The sequence below is a fragment of the Kribbella jejuensis genome, assembly GCF_006715085.1.
In the GTDB taxonomy this organism is placed as follows: Bacteria; Actinomycetota; Actinomycetes; order Propionibacteriales; family Kribbellaceae; genus Kribbella; species Kribbella jejuensis.
Map to the genome: position 1 here is coordinate 2553216 of NZ_VFMM01000001.1, position 14318 is coordinate 2567533.

At 69.7% G+C, this 14318-nt stretch carries 11 protein-coding genes; 5 read left to right on the forward strand and 6 right to left on the reverse strand.

What is annotated here, in order from left to right; translation table 11 throughout:
- Positions 1 to 269: 269 nt before the first annotated feature.
- Together FB475_RS12515 and FB475_RS12520 are read right to left on the reverse strand one after the other, a co-directional pair.
- On the reverse strand, positions 270 to 1724 hold the full coding sequence (locus FB475_RS12515) for an NAD-dependent succinate-semialdehyde dehydrogenase (protein ID WP_141855561.1): 1455 nt from the start codon (positions 1722 to 1724) through the stop codon (positions 270 to 272).
- Between the two features lie 37 nt (positions 1725 to 1761).
- On the reverse strand, positions 1762 to 2820 hold the full coding sequence (locus FB475_RS12520; RefSeq protein WP_141855564.1) for an MsnO8 family LLM class oxidoreductase: 1059 nt from the start codon (positions 2818 to 2820) through the stop codon (positions 1762 to 1764).
- A gap of 325 nt (positions 2821 to 3145) precedes the next feature.
- Here FB475_RS12520 and FB475_RS12525 point away from each other — a divergent pair, with 325 nt between their 5' ends.
- The 4 genes from FB475_RS12525 (at position 3146) to FB475_RS12540 (ending at position 10761) form a co-directional block, all read left to right on the forward strand.
- Positions 3146 to 6109, forward strand: coding sequence for a type 2 lanthipeptide synthetase LanM family protein (locus FB475_RS12525; RefSeq protein WP_141855566.1), 2964 nt, complete (start codon positions 3146 to 3148; stop codon positions 6107 to 6109).
- A 13-nt stretch (positions 6110 to 6122) separates the two neighbouring features.
- Positions 6123 to 6332: a hypothetical protein gene (locus FB475_RS12530; protein WP_141855568.1), complete on the forward strand. Its 210-nt coding sequence runs from the start codon at positions 6123 to 6125 to the stop codon at positions 6330 to 6332.
- A gap of 112 nt (positions 6333 to 6444) precedes the next feature.
- The gene (locus FB475_RS12535; RefSeq protein WP_141855570.1) at positions 6445 to 9369 is read left to right on the forward strand and encodes a helix-turn-helix transcriptional regulator; all 2925 of its coding nucleotides are present in this window, start codon (positions 6445 to 6447) and stop codon (positions 9367 to 9369) included.
- Positions 9370 to 9510: 141 nt separating this feature from the next.
- The gene (locus tag FB475_RS12540; RefSeq protein ID WP_141855572.1) at positions 9511 to 10761 is read left to right on the forward strand and encodes an ROK family transcriptional regulator; all 1251 of its coding nucleotides are present in this window, start codon (positions 9511 to 9513) and stop codon (positions 10759 to 10761) included.
- On the opposite strand, the gene FB475_RS12545 is transcribed toward FB475_RS12540, so the two are convergent.
- Complete coding sequence (locus FB475_RS12545; RefSeq protein ID WP_141855574.1) at positions 10754 to 10990, reverse strand: hypothetical protein; 237 nt, start codon at positions 10988 to 10990, stop codon at positions 10754 to 10756. The genes FB475_RS12540 and FB475_RS12545 overlap by 8 nt on opposite strands.
- A gap of 99 nt (positions 10991 to 11089) precedes the next feature.
- Positions 11090 to 11632: a CGNR zinc finger domain-containing protein gene (locus FB475_RS12550; protein WP_141855577.1), complete on the reverse strand. Its 543-nt coding sequence runs from the start codon at positions 11630 to 11632 to the stop codon at positions 11090 to 11092.
- Between the two features lie 80 nt (positions 11633 to 11712).
- Between FB475_RS12550 and FB475_RS12555 the strand changes: the two genes are divergently transcribed.
- Positions 11713 to 12861 carry an epoxide hydrolase family protein gene (locus tag FB475_RS12555; RefSeq protein ID WP_141855580.1) on the forward strand — a complete coding sequence of 383 codons (1149 nt, stop codon included), beginning with the start codon at positions 11713 to 11715 and terminating at the stop codon, positions 12859 to 12861.
- Here the strand turns inward: FB475_RS12555 and FB475_RS12560 are convergent.
- Both FB475_RS12560 and FB475_RS12565 read right to left on the reverse strand, forming a co-directional pair.
- Positions 12838 to 13605: an alpha/beta fold hydrolase gene (locus FB475_RS12560; protein WP_185759231.1), complete on the reverse strand. Its 768-nt coding sequence runs from the start codon at positions 13603 to 13605 to the stop codon at positions 12838 to 12840. The genes FB475_RS12555 and FB475_RS12560 overlap by 24 nt on opposite strands.
- Complete coding sequence (locus tag FB475_RS12565; protein WP_141855584.1) at positions 13529 to 14281, reverse strand: DUF998 domain-containing protein; 753 nt, start codon at positions 14279 to 14281, stop codon at positions 13529 to 13531. Before FB475_RS12565 ends, FB475_RS12560 begins: the two co-directional genes overlap by 77 nt.
- Positions 14282 to 14318: the final 37 nt, after the last annotated feature.

The window sequence follows — 14318 nt, forward strand, 5'->3', positions numbered from 1 at the left end:
GGCTGAAACCCCGACACCAACGACGGTCAGGCAATGGTCCCTCGCGTCCGGCACTGCCGCTGAGCCCTCAGATTCAGGCCAGCAGGCAGCCGATCCCGCGAACACCCTGCGCCGCTGGACAAAAGCACTTGAGGACGCGTGCCGACCGCGACTGGCACACCGAGCCAGCCACGCACCCAACCACTTTGTCTTTTGTCTTTGTCTTTTGTCTTTGTCTTTTGCTTTTGTCTTTGTCTTTTGCTTTTGTCTTTTGCTTTTGTCTTTTTCTTTCAGTCGACGTTGACTGCGACGTACTTGACCTCGAGGTACTCGTCGATGCCTACGGTGCCGCCTTCGCGGCCGAGGCCGGAGTGTTTGACGCCGCCGAAGGGGGCGGCGGGGTTGGAGACGATGCCCTGGTTGAGGCCGATCATGCCGGCTTCGAGGCGTTCGGAGATGCGGAGGGCTCGGCCGAGGTCCTTGGTGAAGACGTACGAGACCAGGCCGAACTCGGTGTCGTTCGCCATCCGTACGGCGTCGTCCTCGGTCTCGAACGGGGTCAGCGGGGCGACCGGACCGAAGATCTCCTCCTTCTGCAGCCGGGCGCTCTCCGGTACGTCGGCCAGCACCGTCGGCCGGTAGAAGTATCCGTTGCCTTCAGCAACCGATCCGCCGGTCAGCGGCCGGGCGCCCTGCGCGATCGCGTCGGCGACCAGATCGGCCACCTTGTCCCGCTGGGTGCCGTCGATCAGCGGACCGACGTCGACGCCGTCCTCCGTACCCCGGCCGACCTTGAGCGCGGCCATCCGTGAAGTCAGCTTCGCGGCGAACGCGTCCATCACCGACGACTGCACGTAGATCCGGTTGGCCGCCGTACACGCCTCGCCGCCGTTGCGCATCTTGGCCAGCATCGTGCCGTCGACCGCCTTGTCCAGGTCGGCGTCGGCGAACACCAGCAGCGGCGCGTTCCCGCCGAGCTCCATGCTCGTCCGCAGCACCTGGTCCGAAGCCTGTTCGAGCAGCTTGCGGCCGACCGCGGTGGAGCCGGTGAAGGACAGCTTGCGGGCGCGGCCGTCGCGGATCAGCGGCTCCATCACCCCGCCGGAGTCCTGCGTGGTGACCACATTGAGCACACCGGCCGGCAGACCCGCCTCGGTCAGCAGCTCGGCCAGCTTGAGCATCGACAGCGGCGTCTGCGCGGCGGGCTTGATCACCATCGTGCAACCGGCCGCGACCGCCGGACCGATCTTGCGGGCCCCCATCGCGGTCGGGAAGTTCCACGGCGTGATCAGCAGGCACGGCCCGACCGGCTGCCGCATCACCAGGAACCGGCTCGTCCCGTTCGGCGCGATCTGGTAGCCGCCGTCGATCCGCACCGCCTCCTCGGCGAACCAGCGGAAGAAGTCGGCCGCGTACGCGATCTCGCCCTTGGACTCGGCGACCGGCTTGCCCATCTCCAGCGTCATCAGCAACGCGAGGTCGTCGGCCCGCTCGGTCATCAGCTCGTACGCCCGGCGCAGGATCTCGCCCCGCTCCCGCGGCGGCGTCGCGGCCCAGTCCGCCTGCGCCGCGACCGCCGCGTCCAGGGCCGCCTTGCCGTCGGCCGGACTCGCATCGGCCACGTCGCAGAGCGTCGTACCGGTGGCCGGGTCCTCTACCGGGAACGTCCGCTCGGTCGCGACCCACTTGCCGCCGATGAACAACTCGGTCGGACAAGCCTCGACAACTTCCCGCTCTCGTGACATGAGCCTGCCTTTCGACTGATAGTCGGCAGTACCCAGATTAGGCGGTGGCAATCAGCGGCGCGGCGTACCTCGGGACCGTACGGACGTTCCGGGTCAGACCGGCCGCGACGGTGCGCAGGATCGACGAGCGGACCAGACCGTCGAAAGCCAGCGGTACGAGCATGATCTCGTCGGCTGTCGTCTCGCGTACCAGCTCGCCCAGCTCGGCGGCCACGGTCGTCCGGGAGCCGACGATGTGTGCAGGGTCGTCCAACAGCCGTTCGGCGCGGCCCCGTTCACGGCCGGTGATGGGAGGTTCCAGCAACGACATGAGCTCGGCCGAGGACAGCCGCGGTCCGGCAGCAGCCAACCGGGACTTCACGCGCACGTACTCGGCGAACCGGACCAGCGCACCCTCGTCCGAGTCCGCAGTGACGACACCGACAGTCACAGCGACGTACGGACGCACCTTCGGACCAGTTGACTCGAAGCACTCGCGGTACGCCGCTGCCGCTTCCGGTGAGCGCTTCGACAAGAAGACAGGCAGCCCTCGGACGGCGGCTGTGACCGCGGTAGCGGGCTGATCGGCCAGCACGAACACAGGTGGTGGCAGTCCCGCCAGCGACAGCCGTACGTCGCCTACCGGCACGCGGCCCGGCGTACCGTCACGCAGGAACCCGCACAGCTCGTCCAGCCGCTGCGCGAACGTACCGCGAGGACCTCCTGCGAGAGCGGCGGCAGTACTAGGAGCGATACTGCGCTGCTCTGCGACACCCAGGTCGATTCGGCTCGGGTACGCCGCTGCCAGTGCGGCGAACTGCTCGGCGACGACCAGGGGCTGGTGGTTGGTGAGCAAGAGCCCGCCCGCGCCCAACCGGATGCGGTCCGTTCTTGCGGCAAGTACTGCCGCAAGAACGGCCGGCGCAGCACCGCCGACACCTCGGACGCCGTGTTGCTCGCCTATCCAGAACCGGCGATATCCGAGGTCGTCAGCGGTCAGTGCCACCTCCGCGGTTTCCCTGAGCGCGGCCGCAGCCGACTGACCGGGCAGCTGCGGAACGACGTCCAGGACCGAGTGGGCCGAGACGGGCAGTCCGGGAGCGACAGGGGTGAGCACTGCCTCACCGTCGCAGCGCACACCCACTCACCGCATGGGGACAGCACCCCCATCTTCCGGCCGCCGTGCCCCCATTTCGTCGGCCTTGCCAGGCAGGCCGAATATGGGTGCTCACGGCCCTTGCCCGGACCGCCGTGCGCGGGCATCGTTCCGCTCGTGCCGCCGGCTTTTCCACCGAAGACCGACCGGCCAGGCAGCTGCCGCGGGGTGCTCGACGCCCAGTCGTGACCCCGCGGCAGACACCGCCTGTAACCCCGCGTGTGCGGACAAATATGGGTGCTGATCACCCATGCCCCGGCCCAGGGTGCGATGGCAGCCTGAGCGCGTGCTCAACTCCGTGACCCGCACCGACCGGACGGACACCTGGTGGTCCGCCGGGTTGCGGCCGCAGGAGCTGAACCACGCACTGACCGCCCCTGCCTGGGCGGCGTACGTGGAACGCAGTACCTCTCTCCCCCCGAGCGCGCCTGCCGCCGGTCGAGACCCTGCAGGGACCGATGTCTCCGGCGGCCACACGTCAGGTGGGGCGGCCACGGCAACGGATGGGTCCGGCACGGACTGGCGGCAGGCGCTCATGCGTTGCCTGGAGCCGCTGCTGGACTCCGCCCGCCAGGACCTGGCCGCGGCGGGCCACAGCGGCGTCCTGGCTGAGGCCTTCCTGCAGCGGCTCGGCCTGCGGCTGGTCAAGCTGGCCGCGCGCACGCTGGTCCTGGAGCTCGCCCGCGCCCGGGACCGCGGCGAACTGGCCGGTGACACGCCGGCCGCGCGTTTCCTCGACTTCACCCACCGGCTCGTCGGAGGGAGCGAGCTGGCGGAGTTCCTGGCCGCCTATCCGGTGCTGGCCCGGGTCCTGGGCGAGTCGTGCCGTCAGGGCATCGAGGGCCACCTCGAGCTGCTGGCACGACTCGCCGAGGACCGTGAGTCGCTCGTCGCCCGGCTGCTGAACGGCAGGGACCCCGGCGCACTGACCGCGATCGAGCCCGGCGGCGACCCGCACCGCGGAGGGCGCTGCACCGCGATCCTCACCTTCGAGGACGGCCGGCGAGTGGTCTACAAGCCGCGTCCGCTCCAGTTGCACGAGCACTTCAACGGGTTCGTGGACTGGCTGAACGTCAAGACGGCGCTGGGCATCCGGACGGTCCGTCTGCTGCCTCGCGACGGGTACGGCTGGCTCGAGTACGTCGTCCACGAGCCGTGCCGCGACGCTGCCGACATACGCCGGTTCTACCAGCGGCAGGGCGCGTTGCTCGCGTTGCTGTACGTGCTGGACGGCACGGACATGCACTTCGAGAACCTGATCGCGGCAGGCGACCAGCCGGTGCTGGTGGACGTCGAGACGCTGTTCCATCCCAGCCATAAGCTGGTGAATGCCTTGGGCAACGATCCGGCCCAGCGAGCGCTCTGGGCCTCGGTGTACCGCACCGCCCTGCTGCCGATGCTCGTGTCCAGTGAGCACGGAATCGCGGACCTGTCGGGGCTCGGCGGCGACGCCGGCTCGACGGCACCGATGAGTGAGGTCGCCTGGGCCGACGCCGGGCTGGACTCCATGCATCTCGTCCGGCGTCCCGGGCAGACCCGGCGGGCCGCCAACCGGCCAGTGCTCGACGGGCAGCTGACGGAGCCGCGGGAGTACGAGATCGCTGTACTCACAGGGTTCCGGAGCGCGTACCAGGCGATCTCATGGCACCGGGACGAGTTCCTGGGACCGGACGGACTGCTCGCGCAGTGTGCCACGGACCAGATCCGCTTCGTGCCGCGCAGTACGCACCTCTACACGAGTCTGCTCGACGAGTCGACGCACCCGGACGCGCTCCGCGACGCGGCCGGCCGCAGCCAGTTGCTGGACCTGCTCTGGGATGCGGACGAGTCACTGCATGCCATCGTCCCGTACGAGCTGGCCGACCTGTGGGCGGGCGACGTACCGCTGTTCACCGTCCAGCCGAACAGCCGCGACGTGTGGTCGTCCGACGGCACCCGCGTCGCCGATGTGCTGACCACTGACGGCCTGTCCGCCGTCGTGGACAAGGTCAAGAACCTCGGCGACGTCGACGAGCACCGGCAGACGTGGCTGATCTCCGCGTCGCTGGCCACCCGCCCGGAGCCCATCACCCACGTGAGCACGGCCACCCGGCCCCACGTCGGTACCGACGAAGCAGACCCGGACCGTCTCCTCGCGGCCGCCACAGACATCGCCGACGAGATCGTGGCGCAGGTCATCAGCGAACGCGACGGCGCCGCCAACTGGCTCGGCCTCGAACTCCTGGACGACCACCACTGGGCCGTGAACCCCATGGGTGCCGGCTTGTCCAACGGCTACACCGGTACGGCGCTGTTCCTCGCACAGGCGGGGGCACTCACCGGATCGCACCTGTACAGCGAACTGGCCCGTGATGCGATCCGTCCGATCCCACGGTTGCTCGAGGCCCTTGCCGGAGACCCGGAGTCCGCCCAGCTGATCGGCCCGGGTTACCACGGCCTCGGCGGGATCAGCTACGGACTGCACCGGCTCGCCGAGCTCCTGGACGACCCTGACCTCAACACCTGGCTCGAGGCATCGCTGGAGCTCAGCGAACGTCTCGTCGCCGACCCCGCTGAGTTCCCGTCGTACGCCGAAGGCGCGGCGGGTGGACTGGCCGCAATGCAAGCAATAGCAGGCTTTCCGGCCGCCGGCCGGCTGGCCGAGCGCTATGCGGATCAGCTGGTAGCCACTGTCGAGAGCGGCCTCCGTGGCCGAGTAGCAGCGGACCACGGCTTCGCTCGTGGCTACCAGGGAATCGCATGGGCGCTCGGGCAGTACGGCGTACCCGGCGACCGGTACCTCGATGCTGCGCGGGCAGCAACTGATCTGGACCGCCGGAACGGTCCAGCCGGCCACGGGTGGTGCTCGGGTGATGCCGGCACCACCCTGGCCCGGGCTACGGCGGGAGTACCCGCGGACCTCGACGCCTACCTGAGGACCGCGACCGAACGTCCGGTGCTCGCCGACCTGAGTCTGTGCCACGGCGAGCTCGGCGCGGTGGAGCCACTGGTGTGGCTCGCCGCACGTGAGTACCCAGCCGCAGAGGCAGCACGACGACGTCGTGCAGGGCTGGTACTCGCGGTACTAGAGCAGTACGGACCGCAATGCGGGACACCCAACGCCGTACCGTCTCCAGGCCTGCTGACCGGTCTGGCAGGAATCGGCCACGGACTGCTCCGTCTTGCGTTCCCCGAGCGGGTTCCGTCCGTGCTGCTGCTCGAATCATCCGCCGGGTCGAGGTGCGGCACAGCACCGGAGCCCACTGTGTGACAAGGGGAACAGCATGACCGCCCAGCACCACGATGTTCAGCACGAAACCCCGGCCGAAGTGCAGGCCACGGCCCCCGAGCAGACCGATCCGCTCGGCCCGATCACGTTGCCGATGCGCTACAAGGTCGGCGCCCGGGCCTTGGCCCTCGTCGGTGTCGTCGGCCTGAGCGCCGCGGCAGCCGCCGTGGTGATGCCCGACGGCCTCCCGTTCGGGACCATCTAGGACCGACGGCCTGCTGGCCGGCAGCAGCGAACGTTTGACCGAGGGCCGGCGGGGGCCGGCTCTCGGTCGAGCTGTCTGCGGCGACAGCGATTCGTCGTTACAGTTGGCAATCATGCAGACCCGTTCGCCTATCGTGGTCGGCAGAGCCCGGGAGATCGAGAGCCTCCACCGCCTGCTGGCCGGCGCCCCCGGTGGCCACGGTGGTGCGATCTTCCTGGTCGGTGAGCCAGGCATCGGCAAGAGCCGGCTGGCCGCGACCGCGACCACCGAGGCCCTCGACGCGGGGATGGCGACGCTGCGCGGACGGGTCGGGGCGATCGGCACGATGGTTGCCTTCCGCCCGTTCACCGAGGCGTTGCTCTCATTGATCCGGCGCGGCGAGATGCCCTCCACCGACGGCCTCGGGCCCTACCGGCAGGTGCTCGGCCGGCTCGTTCCGGACTGGGACGACGGCACCGCGCACGACACCGCCGCGTCACCGGTCCTGCTCGGCGAGGCAATCCTGCGGCTCCTGACACTGGTCGGCCGCGACCGCGGCTGTCTGCTCGTCCTCGAGGACCTGCACGGCTCCGATCCGGAGACGCTGGCCGTGATCGAGTACCTGCTCGACAACCTCGACGACCAGCCGATCGCCCTGGTCGCGACGCTGCGGTCCGAGACCTGCGCGGCGTACGAACTGGCCCAACTGTCGGCGCAACGTGGGGCAGCCGAACTGGTCGAGCTGCAACCGTTGGAGCGCGGCGAGGTCGCCGAGCTCGCCGCGGGGTGTCTGGAGGTTCCGGCCGGCAGCGTCCCGGAGCAGTTGGCCGACCAGCTGTGGCACGACAGCGCCGGAATCCCTTTCATCGTTGAGGAACTGCTGCAAGAGGCGAACCGCAGCGGGCAGCTGGTGTCCGGACCGGACGGCAGCGTGCAGGTGGTCGACGACCTGCAGACGAACGTCCCGCCGGCCGTGGTCCGCAGTATCAGCAGCCGTACCGCCCAGCTCGGCCCGCAGTCGCGCGACATCCTGGTCCTGGCGGCCGTGATCGGTCACCGGTTCCCGCTGAGCGTCGTCCGCGAGGCTACCGGCACGGACGAACGGTTGCTGCTGGCAACGCTGCGGGCCGGCGTCGCCGCCCAGCTGGTCGGTCCGGACGAGCCGGCCCCGGACTGGTACGCGTTCCGGCATCCGCTGACCGCCGAGTCGCTGCTCGCCGGCCTGACGCCGACCGAACGGTCCGCCCTGGCCAGCCGCTGCGCCGACGCGGTCGAGAAGCTGCATCCCGGTCTGCCGGGCGAGTGGTGCCCGATGGTGGCCGAGCTCGCCGAGACCGGTGGCGACAGCATCCGCGCCGGCCGGCTGTTCGCGCTGGCCGGGCGCCGGTCGTTCGACGACGGCTCGACCGGCTCGGCGGCCAACCTGCTGGACCGCGCGAACACCCTGCTGACCGCCGATCCCGACATCGGCCACCGGGCCGACGTCCTCGGCTCGCTGCTGCTCGCGCTGAGCGCGACCGGCCGCTTCGAGCACATCGCCGCGCATGCCGCGTCCGTGGACGAACTGGCCGACCGCAACCTCGACAGCCGCAAGGTGGCCGCGCTGCACGTCCAGCTCGCGAACGCCGAGATGATGGCCGGTCGGTGGTCGGACGCGCTGACCCACGTCGGCACCGCCCGGTCCCTGCTCGGCAGCGATGCCACCGACGCCGATCTCGCGCCGGTCGACGCGATCGCGGCCAACCTCGAGCTGGCCCGCACCAGCCCTGGCCGGCTCAGGGCCGCAGCCGAGCTGGCCACCCGGGCCGCCGCGGCGGCCGAACGCGCGGACCTGCCCGAGGTGGCCTGCGAGGCCCTGCAACTGCTCGGCATCCTTGCCCGCGAGCACGACCTCGACCGGTCGATCGACTACTTCCACCGGGCCCGGCAGATCGCCGAGGACCATGGGATGACCTACCAGCGGGTCGGTTCGCACTTCTTCCAGGCAGGCACCATCTGCCTCGCGAACGGCAGCACCGTCGAGCTCGAGCGGGCCCGGCAGCAGGCGCTGCGGATCGGTGCGATTCCGTTGATGTACGAGGTGGACGGCATTCTCGGTCAGCAGGCGATCCTGCGGTCGGAGTACGCACGGGCCGCCGAGATCATCGCCGAGTGCCTCGAGGTCACCCGGCGACTCCGGATGGGCCGGGCCGCGACCTACTTCCTGGCGATCAAGGCGATCCTGGAGGCGCATCAGGGCCGCCGGGCCGCGATGGAGACCACGCTCGCCGAGGTGGCGAACTGGGGTGGGGAGCGGGCGTCGTACGAGCTGCCGTACTCGTACGGGCTGGCCCGGACGTTCTGCGCGCTCCTGGAGGAGAACCGCGAGCTGGCGGACTCCGAGCTCGCCCAGGCGCTCGCGTACGACGCGCAGAACCCGACGACCCTGCACCTGACCGGCAAGAACGGGCTGGGCCTGCTGCTCGGCGTACTGTCCGGACGCAACGGGTGGGAACACTTCGAGGCGGTCACCGCGACCGCGGCGAGCGGGATGCGGTGGAACAAGCAGTTCGTCCAGTTCGCCCACGCCGTACTGCTCGGCCGGGACGGCAAGGCAGCCGCGGCCGAGGCCAAGATGCTGGAGGCGATGGAGACCGCCTCGCTGTTCCCGATGGCGCGGCACCTCGGTCTGCGGATGGTGGCCGAGCCGGCCGCGGCGGACGGCTGGGGTGAGCCGGTCGCGTGGTTGCGGCTGGCCGAGGACTACTTCCACACCGCGGGCATCCCGGCGGTCGCGAGTGCGTGCCGCGGCCTGATGCGGCAGCTCGGTGCGACCGTCTCCCAGCGGCGGACCGGGTCGGACCAGGTTCCGGCGTACCTGCGGCAGCTCGGGATCACCACCCGGGAGTACGAGGTGTGCAGGCTGCTGGTGGACCGGATCGGGAACAAGTCGATCGCGTCCCGGCTGCACATCTCACCACGGACGGTCGAGAAGCACGTAGCCAGTCTGATGACCAAGACCCAGCAACCGGATCGGGAGGCACTGAGCAGTTTCGCCCGGACTGTTCTCCAGGACTGAGCGGGCCCGATTCCGGGCAGGGTGCGTGTACTGGAGCATCCGGCAGCGCCGGGGTGATAGGTGTCGACGCACGCACCGGCATCCGCCCGCCGAAGCGCTAATGGACAGCATTTACGAACGCTCGCTCTCTATACTGTGCGAGTGGCAGGCAAGGGGTCGGACATGGGCAAGGGAACGGTCGGCGGCGGCGGTACGACGATGCTGCGGCGGATCAATGTCGCCTCGGTCCTGGACGCGGTCCGCCGATCCGCGCCCGCACCGCTGCGCGTCGCCGAGCTGGTCGAGCGCACCGGTCTGGCTCGGCCGACGGTCGCGCAGGCCGTCGACGAGCTGCTGGACGCCGGCTGGCTGCAGCAGCACGGCCCCGATTCCGCCGACCGTTCGCTCGGTCGACCGGCCATCCGGGTCTCGCTCCGCGGTCGCGCGGCTCCCGTGCTCGGGCTGGACGTCGGCCCGCACCGGGTGACCGTCGGCGTCTCGGACCTGGCAGGGCGCAAGCTCTCGCTGGTACGGCGCTCCGGACCGGGCTGGACTGCCCAGGAACTGCTCGGTGTCATCGGTGAGGTCATCAAGGAGGCCCTGGCCGAGGCCGACGTACCGGCTGAGGACGTCGCTGCCGCGGTCGCCGCGAGCCCGGGCATTGTCGACGAGCACACGGGTCGCGTGCAGCTGGTGCCGAGTGTGCCGGGCTGGTCTGCTGTCGACCTGATCAAGCACGTCCGCGGTCTGCTCGACTGCCCGGTCATGCTGGACAACGACGCCAACCTGGCCGCGCTCGCGATCGCTGCGGCCCGTGGCGGTACCGGCACGCTGCTGGCAGTCCAGTGGGGTGAGCGGCTGGGTGCGGGCATCGTGATCGACGGCCGGCTGCACCGCGGTACCGGGGCGGCCGGTGAGATCGGCTTCATCGCCACGGACACCGACGACGTGATCAACCCGGACGACAGCCGCGGTCCGCTGGAGCGCGCGGTCGGGTCGGAGGCAATCGCTGCGCTCGGACGTCAGGCCGCGCTGGACAATCCGAACTCACGGCTGGCCGAGCTCGGCGGGGAGCAGCTGGACACCGCCGACGTGTTCGCGGCTGCGGCGGAGCGTGACCCGGTCGCGCAGGCCGTCGTACAGCAAGTCGCCCGGACGTTCGCGCGCGCACTGGCTCCGTCCGTACTCGTCCTGGACCCGACTGCCGTCGTGATCGGCGGCGGCGTCGCCCGCGCAGGCGCCGTACTCCTGGACGCCATCGCGGACCAGCTCCGCCTCCTCACCCTCAACCACCCCAAACTGGAGCTGTCCGCCCTGGCCGAGGACGCCGTCGTCACCGGCGCGATGCGAATGGCCCTGGACGAGGTCTGGCAGCGCAAACTCCCCACCCCCGCCATGACCAGCACTACCTAGTTGGGCCCTTGACCACCTTCGCACCGGGCGCACCACACCAGCACGTATAGGTGAGCTCGTAGAGCACCTGCCCCGCCAGATCCATCCGGCGGTCCAGGCCCGTCACCATGCTCAACGGCAGCAGCATGCGCCGATCACACACCGCGCAGGTGATCACAATCACGACCGCCCCCAGCCGTACGCACGACTGACATAGAGCAGATAGATCCGCCGCCAGCGCGCCTTCCACCGAACATCACCCACAGCAACCACCCGCCACACACAATAACTGCCACGACTGTTTCAGTGAAATGAGCGTACGGCACTCGGCGACCTGATGGAAGGCAGGTCACTTCTTGGCGTTGAAGCGGGCCTTTTTCTGGCGGTTGCCGCAGGTGTTCATGTCGCACCAGCGGCGGGTGCGGCTCTGACTGGTGTCGAAGAAGGCTGCCTGACAGGTCGGAGAGGCGCAGAGCGCCAGCCTTCCGTCGCGTTCGCCGGCGATGATGCTGATCGCGTCGGCGGCGATCACGCCCAGCGCGTCGTCGATCGAGCCGATCCGCCATTCCCGCGTGCCCTCGGAGGTCAGTACGGCCGCGGCTCGACCCTGGGCGCTGCGGTCGTTGATGACCTGGACGGCAGCGGTGGGCAGACCGTCCTGAAGCGCGGCAGCTGTCGCGGCCGCGTGGATCGACTCACGCAGTTCCCGGGCGAGGTCGAGTTGGGCGCCGGTGCACGCGTCGACGGCGAGGCCGTACAGCGCCAGCCAATCGAGGAGTCGATCCGGCGTGGGAATGCGCTCCACCGGCTCCCCGTGACGCTCCGACAACGTCCCCGTGAAGCTCGTCGCCAGCACGGCACCGAGGCGGAAGTCAGGGAAACCGGCACGCATGGAACCACCTTAGCCGGTTGCACTCACCCCGGAGAGACTGTTAGAACCGCCTTAGCCGGTTCCATCAATCCGGAGGCCCGATGAACGACGTGCAAGCATTCGAAGCCCACGCGACCGACGCCGAACTCGGCGAACTGCGCGCGAGATTGGCCGCCGCCAGGCTGCCCGAAGCCGAGACCGTCTATCGCCCCGCACCCGACCCGCGGCGGTGGGACCAGGGCGTTCCGCTCGCCGACCTCGTCGAGGTCGTGGAGTACTGGCGTACCGGGTACGACTGGCGGCCGTTCGAGGACCGGCTGAACCAGCTCGGCCAGTTCCGCACGATCATCGACGGTCTGGGAATCCACTTCCTGCACCACCGGTCCGCGCGTGCCGACGCCACTCCGCTGCTGCTGACCCACGGTTGGCCCGGCAGCATCGCGGAGTTCGTCGGCATCGTGGACGAACTGGCAGACCCGGAAGACGGACCGGCGTTCCACGTCGTCGTCCCGTCCCTGCCCGGCTTCGGGTACAGCGACAAGCCGACCACGACCGGGTGGGGGACCGAGAAGATCGCCGGCGCCTGGGTGGAGCTGATGGGCAGGCTCGGCTACGACAGGTTCGCCGCCCACGGTGGTGACTGGGGCGGCGTCATCACCACGGTTCTCGCGGGCAGGTTCCCTGAGCATGTACTCGGCATCCACACGACACTCGCGCCAGGACCGCCCGGGCTGACGACCGACAGGCTGACAGACGACGAGCGCAGGTGGACCGAGGAGACGTACGACTTCTGGCACCACCGCGCGGCGTACGCGAAACAGCAGGCGACCCGGCCGCAGACCATCGGCTACTCACTCGTCGACTCACCGGTCGGGCTGCTCGCCTGGCTCCTGGACAAGTTCGCCGACTGGTCGGACACCACGGACAGCCCGTTCGAGCGGATCTCCCGGGACCGCATTCTCGACGACGTCACCCTCTACTGGCTGACGCGGACCGGCGCCTCGGCGGCCCGCATCTACTACGAGAGCCACAACTCACTCGATCCCGACCTCACGGTCGATGTCCCCGCGGCGATCACGATCTATCCCGCCGACATCGAGAAGTACCCGCGACCGTGGTCGGAACAGCGGTACCGGCAGATCGTCCGCTGGAACTCGCCCGGCGCCGGCGGACACTTCCCGTCGCTGGAGGTCCCGGAGTACTTCGTCGACGACCTCCGAGAAGGCCTAGCCAAGGTGCTGGCTCGGTAAGGCCTTCTTGATGGTGGCGGCGATCGCGTCCGGCCGGTCGAGGTGGACCAGATGTGCGGAGTCCGGCAGGACTTCCACCGTTCCGTTCAGGGCGTCCGCCAGCCGCTGTTGGCCTGCCAGCCAGCCCTTGGCGGTGAAGCGGGACGTGCCGCCGACCGCTACCAGGAGCGAGGTGGGTGGGACGCTGTCGATCGGCGCGGCCACGAGTTTGCTCACCTCGGCGGCGAGTTCCCAGCTGCCGGCGAGCTCGTCCCAGAAGAGCAGCCACGAATCGCGCCCGCCGTACCTGGTCTGGGCGGTCTCCCGGGACAGCAGGTCGTGGCCGGACATGCTGCCGAGCCGCATGATCAGCCGCCGTACCGCGGGCCCGAGCCGCTGCGGTACGCCGACCCTCCCGAGGAACCGCGCCAGCGCACGAACCGCCCGGTCGCCAGGCTTGCCGGGGTAGAACGGCCGCCACCCGGTCTCCGACGTCAGGCTGCTGTCGACCAGTACCAGCCGTGCCACCTCGTCCGGTCGCGTCAGCGCCCAGCGCAGTACGGCGAGCCCGCCGATCGAATGCCCGACCAGGCCCAGCTCGGCATCGTGCGGTACGCCGGCCGCGGCCCGCAGCGTGTCCACGTCCGACGTGATCGGCGTGGACCAGGGGTCGATGACGCGAACGTCCTCATCCGGCAGCAACTCGACGACCCGGGCGAACTCCTCCGGAGTTTCGGCCAGGCCGGGCACCACGATCCACGTCATGCTCATCACCACAAGCGTGCCTCAGAGCTGGTAACAATGTCGCGAGCATTAAGCAGACGAGCAGTACCGAGACCCGCTGCAGAACACCCGGTGCGTCCAGCTCGTCACCCATCAGCACGTCGCGACCGGTCTGCAGCCCCAGCCACGTCTGCGACATCGCGACCGCAGCAGCGAGCCCTGCGACCACCTTGCTCCAAGGGCCACCCCAGCCCGCTCTCCGCAGTACGACCACCGCAAAGACGCCCGTGGCAATACTGCCGATGCCTGCGATCGTCGACGTGACCTCATGCAGTACCAGGTCCACACCGGTCTGTCCGTTGGCCTCAGCGGCCCGGCACGCGGCACTGGCCGACGGGGCGCAGTCCATCGGCGACAACGAGTCGAACAGCGTACCGAGCCCGAAAGCCGCCGTACTGAGCAGCAGACCGGCCAGCTCCCGCCGCCCCCGCACAGTCGGCCGGGCGAGCTGTACCGCGAGCAACAGCAGCACTCCGGTCGACAGGTCCATGGCTCGCGCCAGGAGGCTCGTCGGCTGGTCCAGCGCGCCCAGCTCGCTCAGGAACGAGCTGTGGACGTCCAGCGGGAATCCGGCCGCCGCCTCCAGCAGCAGGCTGCAGTAGAGCACCGCGGCGGCGAGCATGAGATTACGGACCAGGCGGTAGGGCACGTGAGCCATGTCAACACCGTTGCATGTCAACCAAAGTATTGGCTGT